This is a genomic window from Ensifer sp. ENS07, assembly GCF_014852185.1.
In the GTDB taxonomy this organism is placed as follows: domain Bacteria; phylum Pseudomonadota; class Alphaproteobacteria; order Rhizobiales; family Rhizobiaceae; genus Ensifer; species Ensifer adhaerens.
Map to the genome: position 1 here is coordinate 273185 of NZ_JACVBE010000007.1, position 12052 is coordinate 285236.

At 58.5% G+C, this 12052-nt stretch carries 11 protein-coding genes and 2 pseudogenes; 4 read left to right on the plus strand and 9 right to left on the minus strand.

Annotated elements, in window-relative coordinates; genetic code table 11:
- Positions 1-104 precede the first annotated feature (104 nt).
- Entirely contained in the window at positions 105-350 is a 246-nt protein-coding gene (locus tag IB277_RS22215) for a DUF982 domain-containing protein (RefSeq protein WP_060581469.1), read from the minus strand.
- Between the two features lie 182 nt (positions 351-532).
- On the opposite strand from IB277_RS22215, the pseudogene IB277_RS38200 reads away from it, so the two are divergent.
- A pseudogene (locus IB277_RS38200) lies at positions 533-853 on the plus strand (low affinity iron permease family protein); the annotation flags it as partial.
- A 55-nt stretch (positions 854-908) separates the two neighbouring features.
- On the opposite strand, the gene IB277_RS22225 reads toward IB277_RS38200, so the two are convergent.
- Positions 909-1484 carry a hypothetical protein gene (locus tag IB277_RS22225; protein WP_060581468.1) on the minus strand — a complete coding sequence of 192 codons (576 nt, stop codon included), beginning with the start codon at positions 1482-1484 and terminating at the stop codon, positions 909-911.
- A 668-nt stretch (positions 1485-2152) separates the two neighbouring features.
- Complete coding sequence (locus IB277_RS22230; protein ID WP_060581467.1) at positions 2153-2623, minus strand: NUDIX hydrolase; 471 nt, start codon at positions 2621-2623, stop codon at positions 2153-2155.
- A 210-nt stretch (positions 2624-2833) separates the two neighbouring features.
- Here IB277_RS22230 and IB277_RS22235 point away from each other — a divergent pair, with 210 nt between their 5' ends.
- The 3 genes from IB277_RS22235 to IB277_RS22245 all read left to right on the plus strand — a co-directional run bounded on the left by IB277_RS22235 (position 2834) and on the right by IB277_RS22245 (position 7241).
- The gene (locus IB277_RS22235; RefSeq protein ID WP_060581466.1) at positions 2834-3727 is read left to right on the plus strand and encodes an SDR family oxidoreductase; all 894 of its coding nucleotides are present in this window, start codon (positions 2834-2836) and stop codon (positions 3725-3727) included.
- 65 nt (positions 3728-3792) lie between these two features.
- Positions 3793-6330 (plus strand): DNA ligase D, encoded by a 2538-nt coding sequence (ligD, locus tag IB277_RS22240; RefSeq protein ID WP_192371769.1) that lies wholly within the window; start codon positions 3793-3795, stop codon positions 6328-6330.
- Positions 6331-6335: 5 nt separating this feature from the next.
- Positions 6336-7241: a hypothetical protein gene (locus IB277_RS22245; RefSeq protein ID WP_246812788.1), complete on the plus strand. Its 906-nt coding sequence runs from the start codon at positions 6336-6338 to the stop codon at positions 7239-7241.
- Between the two features lie 191 nt (positions 7242-7432).
- Here the strand turns inward: IB277_RS22245 and IB277_RS22250 are convergent, their stop codons facing one another.
- The 6 genes and pseudogenes from IB277_RS22250 to IB277_RS22275 all read right to left on the minus strand — a co-directional run.
- The gene (locus IB277_RS22250) at positions 7433-8245 is read right to left on the minus strand and encodes a Ku protein (RefSeq protein WP_192371770.1); all 813 of its coding nucleotides are present in this window, start codon (positions 8243-8245) and stop codon (positions 7433-7435) included.
- Between the two features lie 15 nt (positions 8246-8260).
- The gene (locus tag IB277_RS22255) at positions 8261-9154 is read right to left on the minus strand and encodes a Ku protein (protein WP_192371772.1); all 894 of its coding nucleotides are present in this window, start codon (positions 9152-9154) and stop codon (positions 8261-8263) included.
- 157 nt (positions 9155-9311) lie between these two features.
- Positions 9312-9917, minus strand: a complete 606-nt coding sequence (locus IB277_RS22260) for a general stress protein (RefSeq protein ID WP_192371773.1) — start codon at positions 9915-9917, stop codon at positions 9312-9314.
- Between the two features lie 20 nt (positions 9918-9937).
- Positions 9938-10258, minus strand: coding sequence for a hypothetical protein (locus IB277_RS22265; protein ID WP_060581462.1), 321 nt, complete (start codon positions 10256-10258; stop codon positions 9938-9940).
- 370 nt (positions 10259-10628) lie between these two features.
- Positions 10629-11516, minus strand: coding sequence for an alpha/beta fold hydrolase (locus IB277_RS22270; RefSeq protein ID WP_192371775.1), 888 nt, complete (start codon positions 11514-11516; stop codon positions 10629-10631).
- A 63-nt stretch (positions 11517-11579) separates the two neighbouring features.
- A pseudogene (locus tag IB277_RS22275) lies at positions 11580-11702 on the minus strand (L,D-transpeptidase family protein); the annotation flags it as partial.
- Between the last annotated feature and the right edge of the window lie 350 nt (positions 11703-12052).

A 12052-nucleotide genomic window follows, 5' to 3' on the forward strand; every position in this document is an offset into this window, starting at 1 on the left:
ATCGCAACAACCGTTACGATCGCCAATGCCGCCAGAACGGATCGTACGGCCGATATTTCGATGCGCTCGAGACATGGCCTCACCTTCTTATCTGGAGTCCGGTTTCATCGCAGTTTCGTGACGCGGCCTTCCAAAATCGCCTTGATAAACGCCTCTCTCGCCGTTTCCCAAGGGTAAACGCCAAGCATTGCATCGGTGCATTTGTTGAGCGCTTCTGAGTAGGCAACTCCGTGATCCACGGGCCAGCAGTCGCTGAGCAAGTTCGCCGCTTGAGCCGGTGTCCAAACGATCTGAACGCCGTCAAGCGCAGGTAGTTGGATGATGACGCATTCGTTCCAGGTTTCTACCATCGACCCTTCCTTTGTGATTGAGATAACGAAGGGAGGGTCCGATCGTTCCCGAATGTCGCGGGGTGGAGGTGCGTCCGACCGCCGGAACCCCGATGGTCTTTGCGGGTTTATACGGAACGGTGATGCGCTCGTCGCCCAACTATCGGCTCGCGAGCGTCGCCCTTGCCATCCGCGAGGAAAACATGTCGGATGACGGCCACTTATTTTCCAGATTTGCCACTTCCGTTGCGGACCTATCCGGCAAGCCGAGCACATTCATGGCTGCCGTCGTCGTCGTTCTCTTATGGGCAGTTGCCGGCCCATTTTTCGGCTTCAGTGACACGTGGGAACTCGTCATCAACACAGGCACGACGATCATCACCTTCCTGATGGTGTTTGTCCTGCAGAACTCTGAAAATCGCGATGGAAAGGCGATGCAGGCAAAGCTCGACGAGCTCATTTTGGCATCGAAAGCCCGCAATGAGTACGTCGGTATCGAGAAGATGGATGAACAAGAGCTCAAATCCCCAGAACGCCCGCCAGGACCAATCCGGGCACGTGGGTGGCCGGTTATAGTGATCACTTGCCAGTTCGCCGAGCCGCCTCCGCCTCCTGCGTGTCTATGGCGAAGAGAAATTCTCCCCCTTCGCTTCGAACGCGAACGAGCCAGCCTGACGGGACCTCTCCGCTCTCTTTGATGTCGCCCAAGAGATCGACTGCTGAGCGAAGTGCCTCTTCTCGCGCAGCTTTGAGGCTCGGCATCCTCGACGGGGGAGTTTGTGTGCTGCCCTCGCCATCGCGATACTCGTATATGTATATTTGATCCTCATTCCCTTCGCTGACCGCGGCAATGGACATTTCGTCGAAATTGCCGTTGCTCTGCGCATCATAGTCGTTGAACGCAGTCTTGCACCTGGCGGTCTCGACGAGGATATTCTTCGCCCGCTCGATTGCCTTCGGATCATCTTCCGGATGGACGGTATTCGCCATGACGACGACGACTGAGGCACCGTCTTTCCCGTTGAACATCACGCGGATGACAGTCTCTCCGGTGGGAGCGACTGCGCGTGCGACTTGAACGCCAACTATCTCCATGTCGAACAGCTCCTTCAGCTTTGACCGCAGCCACTCGCGCTTGCCTCTTATGCTCGGCAAGGAGAGTTCAGGTATATCAATCGCGGTCGAGCCTCGATGTTCCCAAACGATCGGACGAGCGGCTTTTGTCGGCCCGAGACTGAAAGATCGAACAATGCTTAGATGGCGGAACACTCGAAGCAGTGGCCGGTTTGGACACCTCTCGCATTGAGCGAGAAATCAGGAAAAAAGGAGCCGACACATGCCCAAACAAGTCCGCGACCAGAACGGTCACAAGCCAGCCGGAAGCGGAAAAGCCGTACAGTCTGCCAAACCGGCCGCCAAGTCGTCCAAATCTTCGGAAGGTTCAAAAGGAAGCTTCAAGCACGATAGAGAGAAGGCCGGCCGAAAGGGCGGCTAGGCCTGAGTGTCTAGCGGGCATAGGGCGTTTCAACCCTCTGTGCCCGCCTTGATCTCGCGGGCTGTCATAGCGTGGATGCTCGCTCTCAGCGCTGAAAACCAAGTCCTGAGGAACGTTTTTGATTGCAGCGGCATTTCCTAATGAGGTCGCAGGCCGTGTCAAGCGGACGCGATGGAGATGGAGAACATCAGGATTTTTCCGCTTTCTCCTTTTGGCCAACGCAATGGCAGTCGAGCTCCCTACCCATCCGGCCTGCGACCGTCGGTGTAAGCGTGAGGGGCAATCCCGCCCGCAAGCGAAATGATCGAACCCTGCGCACCGGATCCCGTCATCGGAATGACGAACGCGCAAAGCGCAAAATCTGTTGTCTAAGAGAGGGTTCTGCCACGCGCCGCGCAGCTTCGCGATAGTCAAACCAGGCAAGCTTGCGCTCGTCCTTCTCCGGAAAGTTTCTGACAAGCCTAGATACTTCAATCGCGTGAATCTGAACTCTGCAGGAAATCCTGACGCCCGTGTCCAGGCGTTTTCTGTAGACGTAGTAGCCAAGGGCAGCCCTCTGGCACGTGCCTCTTACTCCGGCCTCCTCGAAGGCCTCCCGGGCTGCAACCTCGTGAGCGCGTCTTCCCTTCATGGGCCAACCCTTCGGAATGACCCAGCGGCCGGTGTCGCGGCTCGTTATCAGAAGGATTTCGAGAGTATGACCGGGAAGAAACCTATAGCACAAAGCCGCGTACTGCAGTCGCGGCGGACGGCGAAGCATCAGCTGCACGTCGGCAAAAACCCTGTGCAGCAAGTGCATGGCCTAAAATCTCCCTGTTGCAGTTGTCATTCACCTCAGACGGGAACGGCAAGGCAGTCGGTTTGGTTCCGTTGCCGCCACTTGGTCAGCGAGAAAGCCGCCCAAGCATTCCTCTGCCGCTCGCATCTGAAAGCCAGCCGGTCGGCGCCTGTCGGAACCCCAGTCCAATCGACGAGTTTAGGAGGTAGTCACCCATGTGAGGATTGTCCGATGACCGATCGCTTGACCATGCAGGATCCCCGAACACAATATCCCGCGCCGCCATTCGACCCACAGCCGCAATCGATGCCCGGCATCGTTGGCAAGATGCATCCGAAGCCTGATCATGGCGAGCACTCCTACAAAGGCGCAGGTCGCCTGAAAGGACGCAAGGCCCTGATCACAGGTGGCGACTCAGGGATCGGGCGGGCCGCAGCAATAGCGTTCGCACGCGAAGGGGCTGATGTTGCAATCTCCTATCTTCCCGAAGAGGAACCGGATGCGAAAGAGGTTGTTGAGCTGATCGAGAAAGAGGGAAGAAAGGCTCTGGCGCTTCCTGGCGACTTAAAGGAGGAGACCTGGTGTCGCGAGTTGGTGGCTCGAACGCTGTCCGCGTTCGGTGGAATAGATATCCTCGTGATCAATGCCGCTCGTCAACAGTTTCGAAAAGACGTGTCGCTCGTAACGTCGGAAGATTTCGACGCCACCTTGAAGACCAATCTATACGCGCTTCACTGGATCGCCCAGGCGGCTCAACCGCATCTCCCGCCCGGCGCCTCCGTCATCACCACTGCTTCCATTCAGGCGTACCGGCCGTCACCAATCCTCCTGGATTACGCCACAACCAAAGCCGGCATCGTTGCCTATACAAAGGCGCTCGCAAAGCAACTGATCGAAAAAGGAGTGCGGGCCAACGTCGTCGCTCCAGGCCCTTTCTGGACTGTCCTCCAGCCGAGCGGCGGTCAGCCGGATGAGAAGGTCGAAAATTTCGGTAAGGACAGCGACTTCGGCCGACCCGGTCAACCGGTCGAGCTCGCGCCGATCTTCGTCTTTCTGGCTTCGCAGGAAGCAAGCTTCATTAATGGCGAGGTTTATGGCGCCACCGGCGGAAAAGGCGTCGACTGATGTGAAAACGGCGCGCACCTTGTGTCGGCGCGCGCCGGTCTGCAACGGACTGTGAGTTCATGCCGATGACGAAAGACAAATTGTCCATCTACAGGAACAAGCGCGATTTCCGCCAAACACGCGAACCGAGCGGTGAACGACGGGTCGCATCGTCAAACCAGCGGCGCTTCGTGATCCAGAAGCACGATGCAACCCGACTGCACTATGATTTAAGGCTTGAACTGGACGGCGTCTTCAAGTCGTGGGCGGTTGCCAAGGGGCCATCTCTCGATCCGCACGACAAGCGTCTCGCCATCGAGGTTGAGGACCACCCGCTGGACTATGGCGACTTTGAAGGAACGATCCCGAAAGGCCAGTACGGCGGTGGAACGGTCATGCTGTGGGATCGAGGCCACTGGGACTTCGAAGGGGACAAGAGCCCTGAGGATGCCCTGAAGAAAGGGGATTTCAAATTCTGGCTGGAGGGAAACCGCCTGAAGGGCAGCTTCGTGCTTGTGCGAATGCGCAACGACCGCCACGGCGGTAGCCGACCGAACTGGTTGTTGATCAAGCACCGTGACGATTTTTCGGTCAAGAGAAACGGCGCAAAAGTACTGGAGGAACACGCAACCTCCGTCGCTTCAGGCCGAAAGATGGAGGAGATCGCCAACGGAAAGAAACCGCGCGCGCGGGTTCGAGCCCCGGCGACAGGCGTCCTCCTGGAATTTATCGCACCGCAACTCTGCCAGACGGTCCAGCGTCCGCCGGCCGGCGAAAGGTGGCTGCACGAAATCAAGTTCGATGGGTATCGCATCCAGCTGCGCGTGGCTGATGGCGTGGCGACGCTGAAAACACGAAAAGGGCTTGATTGGACAGCCAAATACCAAGAGATCGCCAAAGCTGCGTCCGCATTGCCTGACTGCATCATCGATGGCGAAATCTGCGCGCTCGACGAGAACGGTGCGCCGGATTTCTCCGCCCTCCAGGCGGCACTGTCCGAAGCAAAGACAGGCAACCTCGTCTACTTCGCCTTCGACCTTGTGTTTGATGGCAATGAGGATTTGCGAGCGGATCGACTGGTCGATCGGAAGCAACGGTTGAAGGCAATGCTCGATAAAAACGGGGAAAACCCTCGCCTTCGCTTTGTCGAGCATTTCGAGACAGGCGGAGACGCTGTGCTTCGCTCCGCCTGCAAGCTCTCCCTGGAGGGGATCGTATCGAAGCAGAAGGCCGCACCTTATCAGTCGGGGCGGGGAGAGACCTGGGTCAAATCCAAATGCCGGGCAGGCCACGAGGTGGTGATCGGCGGATACGCCAAGACCAACGGCCGTTTCCGGTCTCTGCTCGTCGGCGTCTACCGAGGGGACCATTTCGTGTATGTCGGTCGGGTCGGAACAGGATTTGGGGCAAGCAAGGTTTCGAACCTGCTTCCCAAGCTGAAGGAAAAGGAAGTCACACGATCTCCTTTCACGGGCATCGGCGCACCGAAGGGCGACAATGAAGTGGTCTGGGTGAAACCGGACCTGGTTGCGGAAATCGAATTTGCCGGGTGGACGGCTGACGGGCTTGTGCGGCAGGCCGCCTTCAAGGGCCTTCGGGAAGACAAGCCTGCTGGCGAGGTGGAGGCAGAGCGACCGGCTCAGCCTCAAAGCACGCACACGCCCAGCCCGAAACCGACGTCGAAGGCGGCTCCGTCCCGCAAAGGGCAGAAGGCAGAAGTCTTGGGCGTCCTCATTTCCAGCCCGGACAAACCGCTTTGGCCGGACGCTGCGGATGGCAATCCCGTTACCAAAGTCGACCTGGCTCGATACTATGAGGCGGTTGGTTCCTGGCTCATCCCCCACATTAAAGGCAGGCCCTGTTCGATCATCCGGGCCCCGGACGGGATAGCTGGGGAGACGTTCTTCCAGCGCCACGCCATGCCCGGCACCTCAAATCTTCTTGAGCTTGTTGAAGTCTCTGGTGACAAGAAGCCGTACCTTGAGATTGATCGCGTTGAAGGATTGATCGCCGTTGCGCAGATTGGCGGCCTTGAACTTCATCCTTGGAACTGTGAGCCGGGCCAGCCGGAAGTTCCCGGGCGTCTGGTGTTTGATCTCGACCCCGGACCCGATGTGCCATTTTCTGCGGTCGTTTCCGCGGCAAGGGAAATGCGCGACCGCCTCGATGATTCCGGGCTTGTGGGCTTCTGCAAGACAACGGGTGGCAAGGGGCTTCACGTCGTGACGCCGCTTTCTGCTCGCAATCGCAAGTCGCTCACCTGGGCTGAGGCAAAAGGCTTTGCGCACGACGTCTGCGAGCAGATGGCGGCGGACAGTCCGGACCTTTATCTGATCAAGACGACGAAAAGCCTGCGACAAGGACGTATCTTCCTCGACTATCTGCGCAACGATCGCGTGGCGACGGCGGTTGCGCCGTTGTCGCCACGCGCCAGATCAGGGGCGCCAGTTTCGATGCCGTTGAACTGGGCGCAGGTGAAGTCAGACCTCGACCCGACGCATTTCACGATACGTACAGTGCCGGCACTCATTGCAAAGAGCACTGCTTGGGCAGATTACGGCGACAGCGAGCGGCCGCTGGAACAGGCAATCAAGAGACTTGTAAAGGCGCGGACAGCCGCGTGATACCCATGATGAAAGTCGAAGACGGTACCAAGACCAAAAATTCTGATAGCGCGATGATCGGTGCGTCGGCCGATCTTCCACATGATCGTGTCACGGTCGAGCGATTTCGCGAGACTTTTCCGCGTGCCCGCTGGAGTGACCGGTTGAAGGCATGGTTCGTGCCGGGGCGAACAGCCGAGCGCCGGATCAATCGCTGGCTTGCAAAGATCGAAGCGGAGCACGACCACTTTGCCGACGAGAAGGGACGGGACGCTTTTGCTTTCGAGCCGATTGACAGCCCATATCTTTTAGCCGGGCCTTTGGCTTTGGAGATCCGCACGCCTTATTCTAAGTCCGTCATCAACGATATTCGCGAAATACCTTTCGCGCGATGGGATCCCGATCGCCGCCTTTGGACGGTCCCCTATCGTGCTCTTTCTGAACTTCGGCAACGCTGGCGAGCGATCGAATCCGCAGCGAAACACAGCGAGCCGCAGGCAAGGAAAGAACGGATGGCGGGGCTCAAAGGGACGAGGGAGGAGAAAGCATCAAGGGCGCGCGCCAGCGAAAGAAGGCGCAAGCGGTATCCCACCCCCGTGGATGATATGCCGCCGTTCGAAAGCGCGATCTCGACCCATTGGGGCGTGGTATTCTTCACCAGCTCGGATGGCGAATTTGCGGATGTGCAGACGATGAACGCCTTCTATTTTCCAGCGAAGGACGCTGATGGGTACATCTGGGCCATGTGGCGCCCAGGATCGATGGAGGAACTGATTACGACTTGGCCTGCGAAAGAGCCGCCCATCGCAGCCGAACTCAAGCGGGGCTGGTGGTTTCCGACAATCGAGGAATTGCGCGTCGCACGTCGGGCGGCCCGCTCGAAACTCAACGCCTACACGCGCAAAAGCGAAAAGAGCAACGCCGGTGGATAGTGGGAGAGGCGCACTCGAGTAGTTCCGGCAGTTGCCGGCGGTCACTCCGTGCGAACTGGTCGGGCTCTGGCGCGGCAGGTGTAAACATACGCAATGACAAGAGGGTCTACGCCTTCGAGCTTACACGCATGACGTGACAATGCGTGTGTTCGTACCGCGGGTCTCCGGCGCCCGGGCCGAAACGCATACAGTCATTTGCGCCCGCGCTTTTCGGCCGCGACCGATTTCTTGAGAGCGTCCATAATGTTGATGACATTGCTCGGTTCCGATGGCGCGTCCGAGGGTCTCCGCTCTGATTTTGCCGGCTTCTTCAAGGCTTTCTTCTTGGCAGCGATTATGTCCGCCAAATGCTCCTGAACCGGATCGGCTACCATCTGAGGGCTCCAGTCCTTGGTCAGCTTTTTGATCAGGCGCTGCACGAGTGGCATCATGTCCGGATCGGCCTTTTCGTCATTCGCTGACGTAAAATAAAGATCTTCGTCGCGAACCTCATCGCCATAGCGCAACGTCCAGAGCACGATACCCTTGCCCCGGGGTTCAAGCATGACGGCGCGTTCGCGACGCGAAATGACGAGCCGCGAGATTCCGACCATCTTTTGGGCCTCCATCGCGTCGCGGATCACGGAAAACGCCTCCTCTCCAATCGGTTCATTGGGAGAGAGGTAATATGGCGTATCCAGCCAGATCCACTCGATGCTGTCGCGCGGCGTGAAGGTTGAGATATCGATGGTTTTGGTTGTGTCGAGTGCGACAGTCTCCAGCTCCTCGTCCTCGAGAATGACGTAGTCGTCTTCGCCGCGTTGATATCCCTTGACCTCATCCTCCTCCTTGACGTCCTTTCCAGTGACCGCGTCGGTGAAGTGGCTCACGACCCGGTTCTCAGTCTTGCGATTGAGTGTATGAAACCGGATCTTCTCGTTGTCTGTCGTCGCGGGCATCATCTGAACCGGGCAGGTCACGAGCGAGAGTTTCAGATAGCCTTTCCAATAGGGCCGAACGGCCATGGGGCAATCTCCTCTTCAGCTCGCTCGGCGCGACGGGTCGGCCTTCTTGCCCGTTGCAGACGCCTTTTTTGCCGTGCGCTCCGAGGCACCACTGTTTGCATTGGCTGCCTTGCGCTTGGACTTCTGCTTGGCCGAGGAAAGACCCGCGCTTTCTCGGAGCGCTTTCAGCAAGTCATCCGGTTTGGATGCGGAAGGCGTCTTCTTCTTGGGAAGCGAGCGGCCCTCCATTTTCGCCTTTACGAGTTCGGCAACGGCTGCCTCGTAGCGATCGTCGAAAGCGCTGGCGTCAAACCCGCCTTTCTTGGTGTGGATGATGTGCTTGGCCAGTTCGAGCATTTCTCCCTTGATCTTGAGGTCGGGAAGCTCCTCGAACGCCTCCGTCGAGGACCGGACCTCATAGTCGAAATTCAAGGTCGCAGCTATCAGGCCTTTACGGTGGGGACGGATAAGCACCGTGCGCATACGGCGGAAGAGAACTGTCTTGGCGATTGCCGCAACCTTTGCCTTCGCCATGCCATCGCGAAGTAGCGCAAAGGGCTCGCCCCCCATTTTGTCCGGCGTCAGGTAGTAGGGTTTGTCGAGATAGGTCGTATCGACCTGCGTGCAGGGGACAAAGGCTTCAATGTTCAGCGTCTTGTCACTCTCGGGGACTGCGGCTGCAACATCCTCGGGTTCAAGCACGACGTAGCGCCCACCCTCGACCTCGTAACCCTTGACCTGGTCATCTGGCTCGACGACATCTCCGGTCTCGCTGTCCACGAACTCACGCTTTACGCGGTTGCCCGTTTTTCGATTGAGCGTATGAAAACGAACGCGTTCTGAGGAAGAAGCAGCCGTATAAAGAGCCACCGGGCAGGTCACCTCACCAAACTTGATGTAGCCTTTCCAGTTGGCTCTCGGGGAAACCATGGCGACCTCCTGACTTATTCGTATTCTTCAACACGGTCAGCCGGCAAACGTTCCATCTGAGGTACGATGAAGTGCCCTCGCCGATCCGCGTGTTAGTCGGCATGCAAGGGTAATTCGGCCCCATTTGGGGCCGAATTCCCGGTGGTCAGGCGGTTGCTTAGCGCAGGCTTTGCAAGCGAATACGCTCCTTTTCGACCTCGTCCACAGTATAGGGATCGAGCGTCTCATCGAAGCGTGTCCACCCCTGTTCGGAATAGGAGGCGCGGCGCTGGACAGGGTCGACCCAGCTCCCGCGGCGTAGAACGGCTTGCGCATCGGCATAGAGGTCATCTTCGACGCGGGCGGTGACGACGGCGCCGCCGCGGCGCACGCCCTCGGCATAGACATGGGCGTGTTCCTCCGCAACACCCGATTCCGTCATCGCGCCGAGGATGCCGCCGGCGGCACCACCCGCGACAGCCCCTGCAGCCGCACCTGCTGCTGTGGCGGCAAGCCAACCAGCCGCTACCACCGGTCCGACGCCCGGAATGGCCATGAAGCCGAGGCCTGTCAACAACCCGCCGACGCCACCGATCGCCGCACCGACACCGGCTCCGGTACCTGCGCCCTCAGCGGCGTTGCTTTCGGTTGCAGTCCCATAGCGGTCGCCAACGTTATTGGAAACGATGCTGATATCGTCCGACGGCACGCCGCGATCTTCGAGAGCGCTGACTGCTGCGCGTGCGTCGGCATAATCATCAAAAAGTCCGGTAACGGTTTTCATAAGGGATCTCCTTGAGAGCGTTAGTTGGCAACGATGTTGCCCTGGTAGTCGAGCGCGACCGCAACGGACTTTCCGTCCTTCATCGCGGTGGCACGCCAGACGCCGGTCCCGTCGAGTTTCAACGCAGTGATTTCGGTGTAGCCGGCCTTCGCAAGGCGATCCTTTGCCTGCTCTTCGGTAAAGCTGTTGGAGCCGGCAACCGGCGCGGTGGGATTGGTCGTGTTGGGTGTCGCGACCGCCGGTGTGTCGCCATCGGTCGTGGCGGGAGGGGGTGCGGTTTGCGCGAGCGCGCCAAGGGTCGACGCGCCGAGGAATACCGCGGCGAGCAGCAGATTTTTCATGACGTGGTTCCTGTTTTCAGCCAGTAAAGGTGCCCACCAAACTCAGTAGTGCGGGCTTTGGTTCCGACGTCTCTTTCGTGAAACGGGCGCGGCGTGCGGCAACAGAGTCTATCGGAGACCGTCACATCGGAACCACTCCGTTGTCCTGGTCGTTCCACTTTCATGACCGGTTCATTCGAACATCAGGAGCGGAAGCTGGTCGCCATCTTACGAGCTTCCGCGAGGCTGCATTTCCCCGGAAGCCATTTCATTTGCACACTCCAATCTCTTAGTCGCGCGATGACCCGGCTGATCCGTCAACCCAAAAGCGAACGAAATGTTCCGGCGCGCGTATTATGAAGCGCTCGCGAAACGCATGCGAATGAACCGATCACCGGCGCTCGCCATCAGCAACGGGATTGAGACGCGTAAGGAAATCTCGAACAAGCTCGACAACCTGATCGAGATGGGTTTCAAGCAACCAGTGCCCTCCTTCGAGAAGGTGCAGCCCAGCATCCGGCAGATCCCGCAAGTACGCTCTCGCCGAGGCTTCGGGCATATAGTGGTCGTTCGGCCCCCATACGATCAAAGTTGGCGGCTGGTGGTCGCGCAGGTACTTTCGATGTTCCGGAAACCAGCGCCTGTTTGATTCCAATCCGGCTATCAGATCGATCGCTGCCTCCTTGCGCTTCGGGGTAAGCAGGGCTGAATGCAGCCGCCACAAATCCGGAGGGATGGCGTCCGCCAGCCCTGCTGGAAGATCGTTGAGAAACTCCTGCCGAAACCCTTCCTCCGTCACCGCGCTTGCGATCGATTGGCGCATTTCCTCGGTTGGAAATGTCCAGAGCGCCTCGAGATCGGCATATTTGGGGCCGAGCGCATCCTCATACGGAATGTCGCCATTCTGGATGATGAGCCCGACAATGCGCTCGGGATGCCGCATGGCCAATCTTGTGCCGATCGGGGAGCCGAAATCATGCAGGTAGAGCACGAATCGGTCGATCGCCATTGCATCAACGAAGGCTTCGAGCCAGGCCGCATAGCCGTCGAAGCTGTAGTCAAATTCTTCCGGCGTAGCGCTGTAGCCTGCGCCGGGAAAATCGGGGGCAAGCAGCCTCCAACGGTCTGCCAGTCGCGGCATTAGATTACGAAACTCATAGGACGAGCACGGATACCCGTGCGGCAGGAGAACGGCAGGGGCTTGCGCTTTTCCGGCCTCGCGAAAGAAAGTATCTACGTCTGCGACCAGAATGCGTCGATGTCGAACGAGCGTGTCCATGGGAATATCCTTTGAGCCTCCTCGTCGAAACGAAGGTGAAGCTTGTCGGTTCCACACCCACGACTAATCGACGAATTCGACAATGACCCCGGTTTGACCATGCTTGCCAACTCTTCCGCATCCCAGTTCGTCAGTCGGACGCGACCATGCGATGCCTGATTTGTCGATCAACGCGGGCTCCGGGGTGGTGGCATTCCTCCACGACGTGGTCGAGAAGGCTCCCGGCTGGACGGTCGACCGCTTGAAAGAGGTCGGATTTTCATCCGAGGTCATAAGGGCCGTGGAATGGCGGACGTACAGGCGGGTGATACGAAAGACGCCTTGCTTATTCGAGCAGCGTCGCATCCGTTTAGCCTCGAGGTGAAAAGAGCGGATCTGGAAGACAATCTGGCTCAACTAGTAAGCATGGGGCGAAGCGGGAACGAGTATCTGCGTGGGCTTGATCTGCTTCCACAGGCTTCACATGTCTACCCAGGTAGGGTCGCCGAGCCTTGGGTCAGCAAGGGAGGTTCGATTGGGCGACCGATGGGGCGAGA